Here is a 17,464-nt window from a genome sequence, read left to right as displayed (position 1 = left end):
AACTTATAGAAGAAGGAAAACAATTTTCGCCGTTACTTGAAATTTCTAATGGTGTTGGATTTTTCCAGTACTGGCGGATTCCCGACGCTACCGTCCGACGGCGCTCGTCCGTCGACCGCGGAGCTCCCGACGCTAGGAGAGACACCCGAACGCTGGGAGAAGTCGCGGCGGCGTTACTCGACGTTCTCGCCCTGGTAGTCGCCGTCGTACGTCCCCTCGTGGTCCGCCTCCGCGAGAACGAGCTGGCCGATACGCGCGCCGCGCTCGATTTCGACGTCGTGGTGGACCTCGAGCAGCCCCTCGCCCTTGCCCTCGTAGCCCGCGTCCCAGACGGCGGTGTGGAGCATACAGGAGTTGCGCATCAGCGACGAGCGCGGGTAGAGGAAGCCCACGTGACCGTCCGGGACGCTGATGGTCTCGTCGTACTGGACGATGTAGGTCCCCCGGCGCAGGTAGTACGTCTCGGGGACGTTCTCGCCGACCTGCTCGGGTTCGATCTCCTGGCGGTCGCCCACCTCCTTGTCGTCGCGCCCGATGCGACCCGAGTCGCGTTGCTCGTACACCGCCGCCAGCGTCAGGTCGACGCCGTTCGGCTGAACCTGCTCGTCGGCAGTCTCCGCTATGCGTTCGGCGACGAAGGTTCCACTACGGAACATGACCCAACCCACCCCCGCCCCTTGTATAACCTTGCCGGATTTCCGCGTCGGCCCCTCCCGGCGACCCACGGTGGCGCTCCCGATGGCGGCGTTCCAGGCCGGCGTTTCCGCGAGTATTGCCAGCCGGCGCGGGAGTTTACCCGTTTCCGAAGTAACACGAACACGCGGGATTTATACGCGAGGAGGGTCGATATTCGCGCGTTATGGGACAGACACTGACGGAAAAGATTCTCGACGACCACCTCGTCGAAGGGGAACTCGAGACCGGCGAGGAGATCGGGATCGAGATCGACCAAGTGCTCACGCAGGACACCACGGGAACGATGGTCTGGCTCCAGTTCGAGGCCATGGACCTCGACGAAGTCCAGACCGAGCTGGCGGCGCAGTACTGCGACCACCAGACGTACCAGTTCGACTTCAAGAACACCGACGACCACCGCTTCCTCCGTTCGGCGGCCGGCACCTTCGGTGCTCACTTCTCCCGACCGGGCAACGGCATCTGTCACAACGTCCACAAGGAGAACTTCGCCGCACCCGGGAAGACGCTGCTCGGCAGCGACTCCCACACGCCGACCCCCGGTGGCCTGGGCGAACTCGCCATCGGCGCGGGCGGTATCGACATCGCGGTCGCGATGGGCGGCGGCTCCTACTACATCGACATGCCCGAGGTCGTCAACGTCCGGCTCGAAGGCGAACTCCCCGAGTGGGCGACCGCCAAGGACGTCATCCTCGAGCTGCTCCGGCGGCTCTCCGTGAAGGGCGGCGTCGGCAAAGTGCTGGAGTACACCGGTCCGGGCATCGAGAGCCTCTCCGTCCCGGAGCGCACCACCATCACGAACATGGGGACGGAACTCGGCGCGACCACCTCCATCTTCCCGACCGACGAGAAGACCGAGGAGTACCTCGACGCGCTCGGTCGCGGCGACGAGTACGTCGAACTGACCCCGGACGAGGACGCCGAGTACGACGACGAGATCGTCGTCGACCTCTCGGACCTCGAACCGCTCATCGCCAAGCCGTCGATGCCCGACAACGTGGTGCCCGTCCGCGAGGTCGCCGGCCAGTCGGTCGACCAGGTCATCATCGGCTCCTGTACCAACGGCGCGTACGAGGACATCCTCCCCGCCGCGAAGATGCTCGAAGGTCGTACCATCGACCGCAAGACGGACATGATCGTCGCGCCCGGTAGCAAGCAGGCCTCCGAGATGCTCGCCCGCGAGGGCCACGTCGCCGAACTGATGGCGGCCGGCGTCAACTTCTCCGAGGCGACCTGTGGCGCGTGTATCGGCATCGGTCACGTGCCCGCCTCCGACTCCGTGAGCGTCCGGACGTTCAACCGCAACTTCGAGGGACGCTCCGGTATCGAGGACGACTCGGTCTACCTCTGTTCACCCGAAGTCGCCACGGCGGCGGCCCTCAAGGGCGAAATCGTCGACCCGCGCGACCTCGCCGACGAACTCGGCGACCTCGAGGACCCCGGCTTCGAACTCGGCGACCGGTACGACACCGGCGGCGAAGACCCCGACCTCATCTCGCCCGACGAGGCCGTCGACGACGAACTCGTCAAGGGCCCGAACATCGGCGACGTGCCGCTGAAGGACACGATGGAGGCCGACCTCGAGGGGCCGGCCCTCCTGAAGATGGGCGACAACATCACGACCGACCACATCATCCCCGCGACCCAGGACATCCTGATGTACCGGTCGAACGTCCCGAAGCTCTCCGAGTTCACCCTCTCGCGCGTCGACGACTCGTTCGCCGAGCGCGCGCTGGACGCCGACGGCGGCTTCCTCGTCGCCGGCGAGAACTACGGACAGGGTAGCTCCCGCGAGCACGCCGCGCTGTGCCCCATGTACCTCGGCGTCGAGGGCGTGCTGGCCCAGAGCTTCGCCCGCATCCACAAGGCGAACCTGTTCAACTTCGGTCTCATCCCGCTCACCATCGACGAGGAGACCTACGAGAAGATAGAACAGGGCGACGACGTCGAAATCGTCGACGACGTGGCCGAGGCCGTCCGCTCCGGCCAGGAGGAGTTCACGGTTCGCGTGAACGACGACTGGGAAGCGACGGCCTACCTCGACGCCTCCGAGCGTGAGCGCGAAATCCTCGCGGACGGTGGCAAGCTGGCGCACACGAAGAAGCAGGCCCAGTCCGGCGGCAGCGGCGCGACGCCCGCCGACGACTGACGCGACGGTCACGGACAGCGGCACGCGCCGACTGGCGTCCCCCGCTGTGCGCCCCGAACGCCGATTCTTCTTTCGCCGACGGCCTACAGCGGCAGCCTCGCTCGCCGTACGCTCGCGGCCCGCGATAGTTCTCGCGTCGGTCGGACGGGACCGGGAAGACATCGCCGTGCGGGCGCGAAGGCGGCATCCTCGCGGATGGTCGACCACTGCAGCCGCGAGCGAGGCGGGACGCTGGCCGCGACGCGGTGGCGGTGGGGCATGAATCATTTATTCCCCCACGTCGAAGACATACGCGTGACGACAACCGCCAGCGCGGCGGACACCATCTCCATCCGCTCCGCGGAGGAGCCGGACCTGCTCGCCGTCTTCCGCATCGAGAAGGCGTCGTTCGACCAGCCGTGGCCGTTCTCGGCGTTCGAACGCTACCTCGACGAGCCGACGTTCCTCGTCGCGGAGGACGACGCGAAGGTGGTCGGGTACGTCGTCGCCGACGTGGTGCCGAACCACGGACGGGGACTCGGACACGTCAAGGACATCGCGGTCCACCCGTCCCGGCGAGGCGAGGGCATCGGGTCGAAGCTGCTCGAACGCGCGCTGGCGGGCATCGAGTCCCGGGGCGCACACAGCGTCAAGCTCGAAGTCCGGGCGAGCAACGAGTCGGCCATCGACCTGTACCGCGAGTTCGGCTTCCAGTACCTCCGGACGGTGCCGCGCTACTACGACGACGGCGAGGACGCGCTGGTGATGGTGGTCGAGCTAAACTGAAGGGTTTTCAGTCCGCGGCCGCTACCTGCGAGCATGGGATACGCCTGTCCGGTCTGCGAGACGCCCCAGTCCGACGGGGAGCATCTCGCCAACCACCTCGCGTTCACCGCCATGCTCGGCGACGACGAACACGCGGCGTGGCTCGACGAGCACGCCCCGGGCTGGGAGGAACAGGGGCCCGACGAACTCGCGCCGACCATCACTGACCGGGTCGCGGAGACGGAGTTCCCGCAGGTGTTCGAGGACACCCGACCGACGGACCACGACCACGCCGGGGACGACGCGCTCTTCGAGGACGAACTCCAGCGCGCCGGCGGGTACGGCCGGACGGCCGGGGCGCAGGGAGGGCGACCGATGGACGAGGACGCCCAGCGGATTCTGGCGGAGGCGCGCCAGATGACGGAGGAGATGCTCTCTGAAGAGGACGACTCCGAGGCTGACGAGTCCGCCGACGAGTAACCGGGTCGGGTCCGGCCGCCGGGCGTCAGATGGCGCAGTCGTCGACGAACTCGTAGCTTCCCTCGTACTCGTCGTCCTCGTCGGCGTCGAGTTTGCGTTCGACGGCGTCGCGGAGCCACTCGTCGACGGTCTCGTCGTCGCAGTCGGCCTCTATCCGCTTCCGGATGTCGGCGTCTACGGTGAGGACGAGGTGTCGTGGCGCATGAACCTTCGTTAGGAACCGGAAGTGCAAAAAGCTAGCCGCCACCTCCCCGCTCCGTCTCTCGGGGGGCTCCCCGGCGTCACGCGGTCGCACGCCGCCCGCCGCTGAAACCCTTATCAGGACACCGTCCGAAGGGACACCCATGAACGTAGTACCGGACACGAGCGCCGTCGTCGACGGACGCATCTCGCAGAAAGTCGACGCCGGCGACTTCGCCGGAGCGACCGTGCTCGTCCCGGAGGCGGTCGTCAGCGAACTCGAATCGCAGGCCAACGAGGGGATGGAGAGCGGCTGGGACGGCCTCTCCGAGCTCCAGCGGCTCGCCGACCTCGCGGACGGCGGCGAGATAGAACTGGAGTACGTCGGCGAACGCCCCGGTCCGGAGGAGAAGGGGTACGCCCACCGCGGCGAGATAGACGCGCTCATTCGCGAACTCGCCGCCGACCACGACGCCGTCTTCCTCACCAGCGACCTCGTCCAGAGCGAGGTCGCGGCCGCGAAGGGCCTGGAGGTGGAGTACGTCGCGCCGAAGACCCGCGACGTCGGTCGGCTGAGCATCGAGGACTACTTCGACGAGACGACGATGAGCGTCCACCTCCGCGCCGAGAGCCGCCCGATGGCCAAGCGCGGCGAGATCGGCGACATGCACTACCAGGAGATCGGCGACGAGGAGCTCTCCGAGGAACAGATGAAGGAGTACGGCGAGGAGATACTCCAGGTCGCCAAGCAGAGCAGCGAGGGGTTCGTGGAACTCGACGAGCAGGGGATGACCATCGTCCAGTTCCGCGACTACCGCATCGCCATCGCGGAACCGCCGTTCGCCGACGCCTGGGAGATAACGGCGGTGCGGCCCATCGTCAAGACCGACATGGAGGACTACGAGTTCGCCGACGAACTCAAAGAGCGCCTGATGGAGCGCCAGCGCGGCGTCCTCATCGCCGGGTCGCCCGGCGCTGGGAAGTCGACGTTCGCGCAGGCGGTCGCGGAGTTCCTCGCCGGCAGCGACTTCGCGGTGAAGACGATGGAGAAGCCCCGCGACCTCCAGGTCGGCCCGGAGGTCACGCAGTACACCGAACTCGGGGGCGAGATGGAGAAGACCGCCGACTCGCTGCTGATGGTGCGCCCCGACTACACCATCTACGACGAGGTCCGGAAGACCGACGACTTCGAGGTGTTCGCGGACATGCGCCTCGCGGGCGTCGGCATGGTCGGCGTCGTCCACGCCACGCGGGCCATCGACGCCCTCCAGCGCCTCGTCGGCCGGGTCGAACTCGGGATGATTCCCCAGATCGTCGACACCGTCGTCTACATCGAGGCCGGCGAGGTCGAGACGGTGTACGACGTGACGACCCAGGTGAAGGTGCCGGAGGGGCTGATGGAGGAGGACCTCGCGCGGCCGGTCATCCTCATCGAGGACTTCGAGACGGGCCGGCCGGAGTACGAGATATACACGTTCAACCGCCAGGTCGTCACCGTCCCCCTGAACGAGGGCGAGGGAGACGAGGGCGGCGTCGACGCCCTCGCGCGCCAGGAGATAGAGCGCGAGATACAGTCGGTCGCCCGCGGCCGCGTGGACGTGGACCTCCAGGGCCAGAACAACGCGACGGTGTACGTCGAGGAGGACGACATCTCCTACGTCATCGGCAAGGGCGGCGGCCGCATCGAGGACATCGAGAACCGTCTCGGCATCGACATCGACGTGCGAACCCACGACGAGAAACCCTCGTCCGCTTCGGGCGCGGGCGGAGCCGGCGCGAACGCGGCCCAGTCGCGCGGCGAGGTCGTGACGCCGGAGATAACGTCGCGCCACGTGGTCATCCCTATCGACGGCCACGCCGGCGAGACGGTCGAGGTCCAGGCCGACGGCGAGTACCTCTTCACCGCGACCGTGGGCCGGGGCGGCGACATTCAGGTGTCGCGCGGCAGCGCCATCGCCGAGGAACTGGAGCGCGCCATCGACAGGGAACGCCAAATAACGGTCGTCACGTCCTGAAAGCGCCGAACGGTGCGGTCAGGCGTCGGCGCAGCACTCGGCGTCGGCGTCGGACTGGACCGTTATCTCGTAGAGATTCTGGCGGGCGTCCGCGAAGTAGATGTCTTCCTCCACGACGCCGATGTCCTCCAGACGTTCGAGGGCGTACCGCACCGTCCGCGCCGACAGCATCGACTCGTCGACTATCTCTTTCTGCGTGAGCGATCCCTTGTACTCCAGAACTTTGAACACGAGCTTCGCGCTCGGGGGCAGGTCGTCGATTTCCTCCCGCTGTGTCTGGGACATCATCGTTACGAATCGAAACAGGCCAGCAGCATAAAACTATTGAGACACTGTGACATGCACCGGTGGGGCCGACGACCGCCCGTCGGCGCTCCCCGCCGCTGACCGGAGGTTTTAGCCCTCCTCGCCCGACGGTCTTCCCATGGAGTTGGCAGACGAGACCGAAGACGAACTGCGCGCGTTCGCCGAGCGGCTGCTCGCGTTCGACACGACGGGCGGGAAGGAGGGCCCGGCCCAGGCGTGGCTGGTCGACCGCCTCGAGGAGTGGGGGTTCGAGACCTACGAGTGGACCGCGGACGCGGCGGCGCTCGCCGAGCATCCGTCGTTCCCGGACGACCCCGACGCCGTCGAGAACACCGAGGCGAGCGCGGGCGGCCCCGGCCTCGACGAGCGCCCGAGCGTCGCGGGGGTTCTGGAGTTCGGGGATAGCGTCGAACGACGCTCGACGGACGATTCGGGCCCGACGCTGGTGCTGAACGGGCACGCGGACGTGGTGCCGGTCGCCCGCGAGTCGTGGGACACCGACCCCTTCGAGCCGACCTGGGGGGAGAACGAGTCCGGCGACCCGACGCTGACCGCCCGCGGCGCGGCCGACATGAAGTGTGGACTGGCGGCCTGCGTCTTCGCGGCGCGCCGCCTCGCCGAGCGCGCGGACCGCGAGGACCTCGACGGACGCCTCGTCGTCGAGAGCGTCGTCGGCGAGGAGGAGGGCGGCATCGGCGCGGCCGCGGCCGCGCTCTCGAACCCCTACCCCTTCGAGCGCGACGCGGCCCTCGTGGCCGAACCGACCGACCTCACCCCCGTGGTCGCCACCGAGGGCACCGTGATGAAGCGCCTGCGACTCACGGGTCGCTCCGCGCACGCCGCGACGCGCTGGCGCGGGGAGAGCGTCCTGCCGCGGTTCGAGCGCATCCGGCGGGCGTTCGAGGCCCTGGAGGGAGAGCGCGGCGAGTCGGTCGACCATCCCCTCTACGAGGAGTTTCCCGTCCCGTGGCCGGTCACGTTCGGCACCGTCAGCGCGGGCACGTGGTCGTCGTCCGTCCCCGCGACGCTCGAAGCGGAGGTCCGCATCGGCGTCGCGCCGGGTGAGTCGGTCGCGGAGGTCGAGGCCGCGTACGAGCGGCGACTGTCCGAGGTCGTCGACGAGGACGAGTGGCTCCGCGAGCATCCCCCGTCGTTCGAGCGCTTCTCCATCCAGTTCGAGTCGGCCGAGATATCCCCCGACGAACCGGTGGTCGCCGCGCTCCAGTCGGCCATGGCCGGGCGGGACCTCGACGCCGCCCCGCGCGGAGCGACGTACGGTGCGGACTCGCGTCACTACGTCGCCGCCGGCATCCCCACGGCGGTGTTCGGCCCGGGCACTATCGAGCAGGCGCACTTCCCGAACGAGACGATAGACTGGCCGGACGTGCTGACGGCGAGCGAGGTGCTCGCCGACGCCGCACGCACGTTCCTGGGCTAGTCGAGGTACTCCTTGAGCGCGCGAGCGACGACCTCGCCCGGGTCGTCGTGGGCGAGCGCGGCCTCCCGCCGTAGCTCCCGGTACGCCGCGGGCGGCAGCGAGAGCGTCACTTCACCCGGCGTCACGCCGTGGTCCGCCAGCGCGCGCTCGACCGGGACGCCATCGTTGACCGCGCTGGCGACGGAGCGCACCTCCCGGACGGTCAGGTCGCCGTCGAGCGTCGCCCACGCGAGGTGGAAGCGCGCGTCGCCGCCCACGCGTGCGATGTGCTTGGCCGCGGTCGGCGCGATGTGGCCCAGCGCGACGTGGCGACGGATGGACTGCGGCAGGTCGTGAACCCGTGCCCACTTCCGGATGAACGAGACGCTGACGTCGCCGCCCGCGCGCTCGGCGGCCCCCTTGTACGACGTTTCCGCGCGGACGAGCGCGGCACAGGCCGCGGCACCGCGGAGCATGAAGACCTGGTCCTCGTCGCCCGCGCTGTCAGTCGCGAACGCGTGGACCGTCTCCGCGGCCGCCGCGACGCTCTCGGGGTCGTCGGGGTCGAACGCCTTCGCCTCCTCGGCGCGCTCGCCGGTGACGGACGCGTCGCCACGAACGACGGGTTCGCCGACGGGCGACTCGCGGTCCGTCGGCGGTTTCTCGTCGCCCCAGTCGTCGGTCGACCTCTCGTTGCCCCAGTCGTCGGTCATGGAGATTCCTTTGGGGTGGTGACGGCAAAAAGGGGGTGGTTCGGGTGATTACTCCCTCTTTCGCGGTCGTCGGTGCGGGGGACGGCCGCCGCGCGCCGTATTTTTATGTGGGACGACGCCGAAACTCGCGCCGTGTCGAGAGCCAGCACCGACTACGCGACACAGGAACGGCAGGTTCGTGCGCGCGACGAGAAGGAGGGAGTCGAGCGCTGGCTGGAGGACGTCTTCTTCGCGCTCGGGGAGGTGACGTTTCTCGCGCTGCCGGCCCTGCTCTCGCTGATGGACGCCGAGCCGAACGTCCCGCTGAAGTACGCCGCGATGTTCGTCTGGGCGACGCTCGTGCTCGCCACCGGAACGATGCGAGACGACCGGTTCGGCGGCCCGTGGCCGCCCGTCTCCCCGGTGCTCGTCGCCGTCCGGTTCGTCTACTACAACACCGTCGTCCTCGCCGCAGCGTACGCCGGGGCGGCGGTGGACCTCTCGCTGGGTTCGCCGGTCGTCACCGCGGCGGTAGCGACGCTCGTCGCTCTGGCCGCGGCCGCCGGATTCCCCCGACTGGTCGCCGCGCTCGGCGTTCGCGGGTCGGGCCGATAGCGGCCGCGACGGCGTCGCTTCTCGGCGGAGACGCATCCGGCGCTGCCGACGAACCGCCCGTCCGCCGCGAGCAGCGAGGCGACGAACGTCCGTCGAGACGCACGTCGGGGCGACGACGGGCGTCGGCTCGCAGCTACCGGGCCATGTTGCCGCTATCTCGGAGCGATTTGCCGCCAACTTATACGCCGGCAGTTCGAACCACTGCCCGAAGGCAATGCTCGGCTCACCACTCTTCCAGTCGTCGCTCGACCGATGGCGCAGGCTCGACCGCGGATGGAAGGCAGTCGCCCTCGGCGGTCTCCTCACCGCGGCGGTTCAGTTCGGGGTCGCGCTCCCGTGACGGCCGCCGCGAGCGACGAGGCGACGCCGCTGCGGGCGTACCTGCCGGGGCTGGCCGCGCTCGTCGTCGTCGGCCTCGCCGGGCGACTGGTCGGCGCCGCGGTGCCGTATCTCGACCCCCTCATCGCCGCCGTCGCCGTCGGCGCGCTGGTGGCGAACACGGTGGGGGTACCGGAAAGTTTCCTCCCGGGCGTGGAGACGAACAAGCTCTGGCTGGAGACCGGCATCGTCCTGATGGGGGCACGGATAACGCTCGGCGCGCTGCTCGACGCGGGGCCGACGCTGGCGCTCGTCGTCGTGGTCGGCGTGACGGCGACCGTCCTGCTGGTCGAGGGACTCTCCCGGACGCTGTTCGACGTTCCGCGCCGCCTCGGGTCGCTGCTCGCGGCGGGGGCCGGCATCTGCGGCGTCTCCGCGGTCGTCGGCGTGAGCGGCAGCGTCCGGGCCGACGAGAACCAGATAGCCTACGCCGCGGCGACCGTCCTGCTCTTCGACCTGCTGACGCTGTTCGTCTATCCGGCGCTGGGCGGCGTCCTCGGGCTCTCGGACCGCGTGTTCGGCGTCTGGGCCGGCCTGACGATGTTCAGCACCGGGCCTGTGACCGCGGCGGGGTTCGCGGTGTCGGAGGCGGCGGGCCGGTGGGCGACCGTGACGAAGCTCGCACGGAACCTGCTGCTCGGCGGACTGGTCCTCGCCTACTCGCTGTACTACGTCGACGGGCCGTCCGGCGACGCGTCGTCCGCGGGGACGAGCCGGTCGAAGCTCGCGCTCCTCTGGCGGTCGTTCCCGAAGTTCGTCGTCGGATTCTTCGCGGTCGTGGCCCTGTCGTCCGCGGGCGCGTTCTCGCGGGTCGAGACGGCGCAGTTGACGACCGCGTACGAGTGGCTGTTCCTCGTCGCGTTCGCGGGCCTCGGTCTCACGGTCGACTTCGACGACCTTCGGGACGCCGGCCTCCGACCGGTCGCCGTCGTCCTGACGGCCCTCCTCGTCGTCAGCAGCGTCTCGCTCGTCGCGATACGAACTGCGTTCGGCCCGTGACCGTCGTCCGTCCGGCGAGACCCCACCGAACCGATGGATACGGTTAATTACCGGGCGTGTGACACGCGACCATGGGCGTCAAATCACGCCTCGCGGCGGTCGAAGCGATCCCCGAGAACGGGTCCCTCCTGTTCACGGTGCGGGAAGAGGACGGGCGAAAAGAGGAGGTCGTTCTCGTCCGGGGTGACGACTGCGTCGAAGCGTGGAAGAACTTCTGTCAGCACGAGACCGACCAGCGACTCGACCGCGGTTTCGGTGCCGCGATGCGGGACGGCGAGATAATCTGTCCGAAACACGGGTCGATGTTCGACGCCTGCACCGGTCACTGCGACAACGGGAAGGCCGCGGGGTCGACGCTCGTCGCCGTCGACGTGACCGTCGAGGACGGCGACGTGTACCTCGTCGACGACGACTGTCGATACCTCTACGACGGCGGCATCGACGACGACGACGCGCCCGGCACCTCCTCGCACCTGACGTTCTGAACGCTCCGGGCCGGCGGTACGCCTCGCGCCCGCCACCTCGTTTTAGGCGATGGCGACGGACGGACAGAGCATGGACGGCTACTTCACCGACGTCGCCGAACGCGACTGGCAGACGACCGACGAGGGGACGGTCCGGCTGGCGCTGGTCGGTCTCGGCCGGTTCACGCGGTCGGAAGTGCTGCCGGCGGTCCGGAACGCGGACCGCTGTGAGGTGACCGCGCTCGTCAGCGGTTCGCCGGAGACGGCGTCGGCGGTCGCCCGCGAGCACGGCGTCGACGTGACGCTCGACTACGACACCTTCGCGGACGGCGAGCGGTCGGACGCCTTCGACGCCGTCTACGTCGGCGGGCCGAACGGTCTCCACCTGGATTACACGCGAACGGCCGCTCGCCTCGGCAAGCACGTCGTCTGCGAGAAGCCGATGGAGGTGAGCGCCGACCGGGCGCGGGAGATGGTCGAACGCTGCGACGACGCGGGCGTGACGCTGATGGTCGCCTACCGACCGCAGATAGAGCCGACGATGCGCCGGGTTCGGGAACTGGTCCGCGACGGTGCGGTCGGCGACCCGGTCCAGATTCACGCCTGGTTCACGGGACACATCCTCGACCAGAACGCGGACGCCGACCAGTGGCGGCTCGACCCCGACCTCGCCGGCGGCGGCGCGCTGATGGACGTCGGCGTCTACCCCCTCAACGCGAGCCGGTTCCTCCTCGACGCCGACCCGGTCGCCGTCCAGGCGACGACGCACGCGCCCGACGCGGCGTTCGAGGGCGTCGACGAACACGTCGCCTTCCTGTTGACCTTCCCCGGGGGCGCGACGGCGTCCTGCACGGCCAGCTACGACGCCCAGCAGGACGACCGCCTGCGACTCGTCGGCACCGAGGGACAGGTGCAGGTGAATCCCGCGTTCGACGCGGGCGTCACCCCGACCGTCACGCTCGAACGCGGCGAGGAGACCGTCGAGTACACGGGACCGTTCGTGAACGAGACGACCGAGGAGTTCGACTACTTCGCCCACTGCGTCCTCACCGGGACGGAGCCGGAACCGGACGGCCGCGACGGCCTCGCGGACGTGGAGGTCGTCGAAGCGGTCTACGAGTCGGCCGAGACGGGACGGCGCGTCGAACCGCGTTACAGCGCGTAGCTGCGGCCGAGCTCCGCCGCGCTCGCGTCGAACCCGTCCTCCCGCAACTCCTCGGCGAACGCCTCACAATCGTCGCCGTGATTGACCAGGATTTCGGCGTCCCGGTAGGAGTCGAGGAACGACCGGAGGCCGTCGTGGTCCGCGTGCGCCGAGAAGTCGTACTGCTCGACCTGCGCGCCGACCGGCATCACGCGCCCGTCGATTTCGGCGCTCCCGGTCTCCAGCAGGTCGCGTCCGGGCGTCCCCTCGACCTGGTACCCGGTCATCGCGACCTTGTTCGTCGGGTTCCGCCGGATTTCGGGGATGTAGGTCATGGCCGGGCCGCCGGAGAGCATCCCGCTGGTGGTGACGATGGCCGCGTTCTGGTCGGCGATGCGCTTTCGCTGGCCGTTTCGCCCGGTGACGAGCCGGGCGTGGGATTTCGCCCGCCGAAGGGCGTCGGCGTCGCGCACGAACTCCGGATGCCGGCGAAGCATCTTCGTCACCTGCTTGCCCATCCCGTCGACGTAGCACGGAACGTCGTGGGCCTCGCAGACGAGCAGCATCTCCTGGGTGCGTCCGATGGCGAACGCGGGGACGACGACCGTGCCGCCCTCCCAGAGCGTCGTCTCGACGCTCTCGACGAACCGCCGCTCGACCGCGGCGCGGTCGTCGTGTGCCACGTCGGCGTACGTGCTCTCGCAGACGACCACGTCCGCGTCGGGACGCGCCGTCGTTCCAGAGAGCAGACGCTGGTTCTCCGTGTGGAAGTCGCCGGTGTAGAGCAGTCGCGTCTCGCCGTCGTTGATCAGTACGTGCGCGCTCCCCGGGATGTGGCCGGCGTCGTAGAAGGTGACCTCGTAGCCCGCCGCCTCGAACGGTTCGTGGTAGCCGTGCGTCTCGGAGACCTGCGTGACGCGCTTGACCTCCGCCTCGGTGAACGGGCAGACGTAGCTTCCGCCGCGGCGTCCGCGACGCCGCGAGCCTCCGGTCGCTCCGCTCCCGGAGACGCCGTGCAGTTTGAGGGTGTCGCGTGCCAGCGTCAGGGTCAGCTCCCGGGTCGGCGGCGTCCAGTGAATCGGTGGGCGGTCGTCGCCCGACAGCAGGGCGGGCACGGCCCCGGCGTGGTCGAGGTGGCCGTGCGAGACGACGACGGCGTCCGGGTCGACGTCCCCGACCGGGAACTGCGGCGGGTTCCCCGTCAGGATTCCGTAGTCCAGCAGGAGAGAGTCGTCGACGAGGACGGCGCTCCGACCGACCTCGCGCGCACCGCCGAGAAATTCGACGTTCATCGCCGGTCCGTACTCGCCGCACGCCTTTTCATGCGTCGATTGCTCGCACTGCAGTACCCCCGTCGAACCTGTGCCGGCGCGCGAAACCGAAGAGTGCGGTCAGTTCCCTACGAGCACTCGCTCCAGCCGCAGGACTCGCAGGTCTTGCAGCCCTCCGAGAAGTACAGCGACAGCGAGCCACACTCGGGACACTCGGGGCTCTCCCCGGCGTCGATGATGCTCTGCTGGTCGGCGTCGCTCTCTTTCGTGCTCACGCCGGAGGCCGCGGCCGCGCCGCTGCCGTCGGTCTCGCGGGCGACGTCGACGTTCGGGCCGGTCACGTCGGCGTCGTCGGCCGTCTCTTCGAGCGTCTGCTGCTGGGGGTAGGCCTTCTCTACCTCGCCGTCGAGGTAGCGCCGCATCGCCGTGCCGATGGCGTCCGGGATGGAGTTTATCTGCTCGCCCTTGTCCCAGGCGACCTTCGGACTGCGGATGCCCCGCAGTTCGTCGGCGATCTCGTCGGGGTCGACGCCCGACCGGAGCGCCGTGCTGATGGTCTTCGCCAGCGCCTCCGTGAACGAGGCCGTGAAGCCGCCGGAGTTGCCGATGTTGGCGAACAGTTCGAACGGCTGGCCCTGCTCGTCCTCGTTGATGTTGACGTACAGTTTGCCGTAGCCGGTGTCGATGCGCTGGGTGACGCCGTGGAGCACGTCCGGGCGAGGTCGCTTCTTGCCCAGTTCGACGTCGTCGTCGGACGGCTCGAAGCCGACGTCGAGGTCGTCGCCGATGGCCGCACGGACGTCCTCGTTGTCGAGGAAGCCGTCGATGCCGCCGAACACCTCCTCTATCTGGGCGACGATGGTCTCGGCGGCCTCCTCCTCGTCGGCGAACTCCTTGTTGTCGGCGCGCGTCGTCAGCACCTGCTTGCTCCGCGTGCCGTCGCGGTAGACGGTGACGCCCTTCCCGCCGTTCTCGTAGATGTAGCGGTACACCTCGTCCATGTCCTCCTTCGTCGCGGAGTTGGGGAAGTTGCAGGTCTTGCTGATGGCGCTGTCGACGCCCTCCTGGCAGGCGCACTGGACGGCGGCGTGGTCCTTGCCGGAGAGGTCGCTCGTGACGACGAACAGTTCGCCGATGGCGTTCGGCACGGTTTCGAGTCCCTCGACGCCGTCGAACTCGTTCTCGGCCATCTGCTCCTGGGCCTCTCGCTTGACGGCCTCGACGTCGATGTCGTTCGCCTCCAGCGTCCGCAGGAAGTAGTCGTCGAACTCCACGAGCATCTCGTCGCCCTGCACGTCGTCGGAGACGTTCTTGTAGTAGGCGACGTTGTAGATGGGCTCACAGCCGCCCGTGGTGTTGCCGACCATCGAGGTCGTGCCGGTGGGCGCGATGGTCGTCGTGTTGTGGTTCCGGATAGGGAAGCCGTCCTCCCAGTTGTCCGCGTCCAGGCCGGTCTGGTGTTCGAACCACTCGCGGTACTCGGTCGGGTTCGCGTACTTGCTCTTGTCCCACTCGTCGAACGAGCCGCGGTCCTCCGCGAGTTCGTGGGAGGCCCACTTCGACTCGTGGTTGATGTGGGTCATCAGCTGGCGGGCCATCTCGTTGCCCTCCTCGCTGCCGTAGCGGACGCCGAGCTGGATGTACAGCTGGGCCAGTCCCATGATGCCGAGCCCGATTTTGCGCATCTCCCGGACCTTCTGCTCTATCTTGTCGACCGGGAAGTCCGACATCGTGACGACGTTCTCGAGGAAGCGGGTACCCCACTCGATGCGGTGGTCGAACTCCTCGTAGTCGATGGCCTCGCGGAGGAACGCGTCGACGGCCTCGTCGAGCGACCCGTAGTCGTCGCCGTGCTCGTCGTACCAGACGCGCCAGTCCGGGCCGTCCTGGTCGGCGAGCGTCGAGAGGTTGATGTGGCCGAGGTTGCAGGCCTCGTACTCTTCGAGCGGCTGCTCCCCGCAGGGGTTGGTCGCCAGAATCCGGTGGTCGGGGTGTTTCTCCACGTCGAACGAGTGTTCCTTGTTGACCCGTTCGAGGTAGATGACGCCGGGTTCGCCGTTCTCGTGTGCGCCGTCGACGATGCGGTCCCAGAGGACCTCCGCGGGAATCGACAGTTCCTCGCCGACCTCGACGTACTCGCCGAGGCCGAACATCTCGTACAGCTCCTTCGTGTGCTCGGTCGCGACGTGGGCCTCGCCGGTGCGCGGGTTCGTGAACGTGAACTCCTCGTCCGCCTCCAGTGCCTCCATGAAGTCGTCCGTGACGCCGACGGAGATGTTGAAGTTCGAGAGATGCCCCTCGGCGGCGTTCCGGAGGTGCTTGGGCACGCGGCCGTCCTCGTCGATGAGGTCGCGGGCCTCTTCCAGGGCGTCCTTGAAGGAGTTGTGCGTGTAGTCGTCGGGGTCGTTCAGTCGCAGCGTCTCGGCCAGGCTGACGTCCTTGTTCTTGGCGTGGATGAACTGGATGACGTCCGGGTGAGAGACGCGCATGACGCCCATCTGTGCGCCGCGCCGGGCGCCGCCCTGCGCGATGGTCTCGCACATCTGGTCGTACGTGCGCATGAACGTGATGGGACCGGACGCGATGCCGCCCGTGCTCCCCACCGCGTCGCCGTACGGCCGGAGCTTCCAGAACGCGTAGCCCATGCCGCCGCCGGACTGGAACACCTGGGCGGCCTCCTTCGCCGTCTGGTGGATGTCGTCGATGTCGTCCTCGGGGGAGTCGACGAAGCAGGCGGAGAGCTGCTGGAGTTCGTCGCCCGCGTTCATCAGCGTGGGCGAGTTCGGGATGAACGAGAGGTTCTCCATCAGGTCGGTGAACTCCTCGTCGACGGACTCGACGTGGTCGCGAATCTCGTCGGGGAGCTCCGGGACGACCGTCTCGTAGGCGAACTTGTTGACGTTGTAGATGGACAGTTCGGTCTCGACGTCGTCGTCGGCCGTCGTCCCCTTCCCGAACACCTCGGCGGCGAGCTCGTCGCGTCGCGGGTGGTCGGGCTTGAGCTGGTCGGGCGTGACGGTTATCTCGACCCCGCGCCGGTCGGCCTCGTAGACGGCCTCCGCCAGCGCGATGTTGTGGGCGACGCGCGGGAACAGGTCCTCCTGCTCCTCGATGAGGTCGCCGTCGGCGTTCTTGCGGAGGTACCGCGCCGGGAGGATGTTGTGGTAGGCGTTGCCGGTCAGGCGGTCTTCGAGCGTCTCGCCCTCGGTGCGCTTGACCGGTAGCGTGACCTCGTCGGCGTCCGCGTCGTGCGCGCCGCTCATGCGTCCGTCACCGCCCCCGATTCGGTGCTCTGTATCGCGATTCGGCTGTCGGTGGTTGGGTAATTCCGTTCCATTCGTAACGGAGAATGCATCTTCTCCCTCCTAAATTAAGCTTGCTTTCCTTACTGCAAGTCCATTTGCAGAAGGGCGCCGCTGGTCGTTCGGAGTGAACGCTGGACCGGCCCTGGATTGGCCACGGTCTATCACTCTCTGGTAAGGCCCGGAAGGTTATAAGAGTGTTCAGACCGGGGTGAAAGTGTCTAATAACTACCCGTTACTCCTCGTAATCGTCTGTTGGACGGCCGCCCTCTTTCGATTATCCCTCTGGCGCCTATCCTCACCTCCGGTACGTTTAACCCTCGCCGCTACGGACGTCCCGGATATGCTCACATCGGTTCGGGGAACGCTCGCACCGCCGTCGACGCTGGTTTCGTTACTCGGAGTGACCCCCGAAATGGCGCTCGTCGGACTCGGCGTCGTTCTGGTGGTCCTCCTCGTCGGTCGCGTTCTCCTCAAGATGGCCTGGCGGCTCGTAATCGTCGCGCTGGTCGTCGCCGCCGCGCTGTACGGCTTCGGGGTCCTGTCCGTCTAGCATCGACGGTCGGAGAGAACGGCAGTTCCGGGGACCTGTTCGGTCGCGTCGCGTGGCGGGAC

The 17,464-nt window shown here is 68.3% G+C and carries 17 protein-coding genes; 11 read left to right on the top strand and 6 right to left on the bottom strand.

The genetic code is table 11. The features are described 5' to 3' along the window. Positions 1-173: 173 nt before the first annotated feature. Positions 174-656 carry a deoxyuridine 5'-triphosphate nucleotidohydrolase gene (locus tag ACTF4R_RS11360; RefSeq protein ID WP_440007929.1) on the bottom strand — a complete coding sequence of 161 codons (483 nt, stop codon included), beginning with the start codon at positions 654-656 and terminating at the stop codon, positions 174-176. Between the two features lie 203 nt (positions 657-859). On the opposite strand from ACTF4R_RS11360, the gene ACTF4R_RS11355 reads away from it, so the two are divergent. The 3 genes from ACTF4R_RS11355 (at position 860) to ACTF4R_RS11345 (ending at position 4,066) form a co-directional block, all read left to right on the top strand. Beyond that, positions 860-2,842, top strand: a complete 1,983-nt coding sequence (locus ACTF4R_RS11355; RefSeq protein WP_440007928.1) for an aconitate hydratase — start codon at positions 860-862, stop codon at positions 2,840-2,842. 258 nt (positions 2,843-3,100) lie between these two features. Then, positions 3,101-3,607 carry a ribosomal protein S18-alanine N-acetyltransferase gene (gene rimI / locus ACTF4R_RS11350; RefSeq protein ID WP_440007998.1) on the top strand — a complete coding sequence of 169 codons (507 nt, stop codon included), beginning with the start codon at positions 3,101-3,103 and terminating at the stop codon, positions 3,605-3,607. Positions 3,608-3,640: 33 nt separating this feature from the next. Next, positions 3,641-4,066: a DUF5810 domain-containing protein gene (locus tag ACTF4R_RS11345; protein ID WP_440007927.1), complete on the top strand. Its 426-nt coding sequence runs from the start codon at positions 3,641-3,643 to the stop codon at positions 4,064-4,066. A 25-nt stretch (positions 4,067-4,091) separates the two neighbouring features. Here ACTF4R_RS11345 and ACTF4R_RS11340 read toward each other — a convergent pair whose 3' ends face one another. Next, positions 4,092-4,430: a hypothetical protein gene (locus ACTF4R_RS11340; protein ID WP_440007926.1), complete on the bottom strand. Its 339-nt coding sequence runs from the start codon at positions 4,428-4,430 to the stop codon at positions 4,092-4,094. On the opposite strand from ACTF4R_RS11340, the gene ACTF4R_RS11335 reads away from it, so the two are divergent. Then, on the top strand, positions 4,411-6,261 hold the full coding sequence (locus ACTF4R_RS11335) for a PINc/VapC family ATPase (protein WP_440007925.1): 1,851 nt from the start codon (positions 4,411-4,413) through the stop codon (positions 6,259-6,261). The genes ACTF4R_RS11340 and ACTF4R_RS11335 overlap by 20 nt on opposite strands. An 18-nt stretch (positions 6,262-6,279) precedes the next feature. On the opposite strand, the gene ACTF4R_RS11330 is transcribed toward ACTF4R_RS11335, so the two are convergent. Continuing rightward, positions 6,280-6,546 carry a MarR family transcriptional regulator gene (locus ACTF4R_RS11330; protein ID WP_113277173.1) on the bottom strand — a complete coding sequence of 89 codons (267 nt, stop codon included), beginning with the start codon at positions 6,544-6,546 and terminating at the stop codon, positions 6,280-6,282. A 139-nt stretch (positions 6,547-6,685) separates the two neighbouring features. On the opposite strand from ACTF4R_RS11330, the gene ACTF4R_RS11325 reads away from it, so the two are divergent. Continuing rightward, on the top strand, positions 6,686-8,005 hold the full coding sequence (locus ACTF4R_RS11325; RefSeq protein WP_440007924.1) for a M20/M25/M40 family metallo-hydrolase: 1,320 nt from the start codon (positions 6,686-6,688) through the stop codon (positions 8,003-8,005). Here ACTF4R_RS11325 and ACTF4R_RS11320 read toward each other — a convergent pair. Next, positions 8,002-8,697, bottom strand: a complete 696-nt coding sequence (locus ACTF4R_RS11320; protein WP_440007923.1) for a DUF7119 family protein — start codon at positions 8,695-8,697, stop codon at positions 8,002-8,004. The genes ACTF4R_RS11325 and ACTF4R_RS11320 overlap by 4 nt on opposite strands. A gap of 132 nt (positions 8,698-8,829) precedes the next feature. Here ACTF4R_RS11320 and ACTF4R_RS11315 point away from each other — a divergent pair, with 132 nt between their 5' ends. From ACTF4R_RS11315 to gfo6, 5 genes are all read left to right on the top strand, one after another. Then, the gene (locus ACTF4R_RS11315) at positions 8,830-9,291 is read left to right on the top strand and encodes a DUF8215 family protein (RefSeq protein WP_440007922.1); all 462 of its coding nucleotides are present in this window, start codon (positions 8,830-8,832) and stop codon (positions 9,289-9,291) included. A 214-nt stretch (positions 9,292-9,505) separates the two neighbouring features. Further along, entirely contained in the window at positions 9,506-9,631 is a 126-nt protein-coding gene (locus tag ACTF4R_RS11310) for a hypothetical protein (protein WP_440007921.1), read from the top strand. Beyond that, on the top strand, positions 9,628-10,668 hold the full coding sequence (locus ACTF4R_RS11305) for a YeiH family protein (RefSeq protein ID WP_440007920.1): 1,041 nt from the start codon (positions 9,628-9,630) through the stop codon (positions 10,666-10,668). The genes ACTF4R_RS11310 and ACTF4R_RS11305 overlap by 4 nt, the downstream gene beginning before the upstream one ends. A 71-nt stretch (positions 10,669-10,739) precedes the next feature. Further along, positions 10,740-11,153 (top strand): Rieske (2Fe-2S) protein, encoded by a 414-nt coding sequence (locus ACTF4R_RS11300; protein WP_440007919.1) that lies wholly within the window; start codon positions 10,740-10,742, stop codon positions 11,151-11,153. Between the two features lie 49 nt (positions 11,154-11,202). Next, positions 11,203-12,297: a D-xylose 1-dehydrogenase Gfo6 gene (gene gfo6 / locus ACTF4R_RS11295; RefSeq protein WP_440007918.1), complete on the top strand. Its 1,095-nt coding sequence runs from the start codon at positions 11,203-11,205 to the stop codon at positions 12,295-12,297. Here the strand turns inward: gfo6 and ACTF4R_RS11290 are convergent. Then, entirely contained in the window at positions 12,285-13,568 is a 1,284-nt protein-coding gene (locus ACTF4R_RS11290; RefSeq protein ID WP_440007917.1) for an MBL fold metallo-hydrolase, read from the bottom strand. The genes gfo6 and ACTF4R_RS11290 overlap by 13 nt on opposite strands. A 107-nt stretch (positions 13,569-13,675) precedes the next feature. Continuing rightward, positions 13,676-16,810: an adenosylcobalamin-dependent ribonucleoside-diphosphate reductase gene (locus tag ACTF4R_RS11285; RefSeq protein WP_440007916.1), complete on the bottom strand. Its 3,135-nt coding sequence runs from the start codon at positions 16,808-16,810 to the stop codon at positions 13,676-13,678. 382 nt (positions 16,811-17,192) lie between these two features. On the opposite strand from ACTF4R_RS11285, the gene ACTF4R_RS11280 reads away from it, so the two are divergent. Continuing rightward, a complete protein-coding gene (locus ACTF4R_RS11280; RefSeq protein WP_440007915.1) occupies positions 17,193-17,402 on the top strand; it encodes a DUF8029 family protein in 210 nt (69 codons plus the stop codon). Positions 17,403-17,464: the final 62 nt, after the last annotated feature.

This window comes from Halomicrococcus pelagicus (assembly GCF_051917725.1).
GTDB lineage: Archaea > Halobacteriota > Halobacteria > Halobacteriales > Haladaptataceae > Halomicrococcus.
The sequence above is the reverse complement of the archived record's forward strand: the minus strand, read 5'-3'. Positions and strand labels throughout refer to the sequence as shown.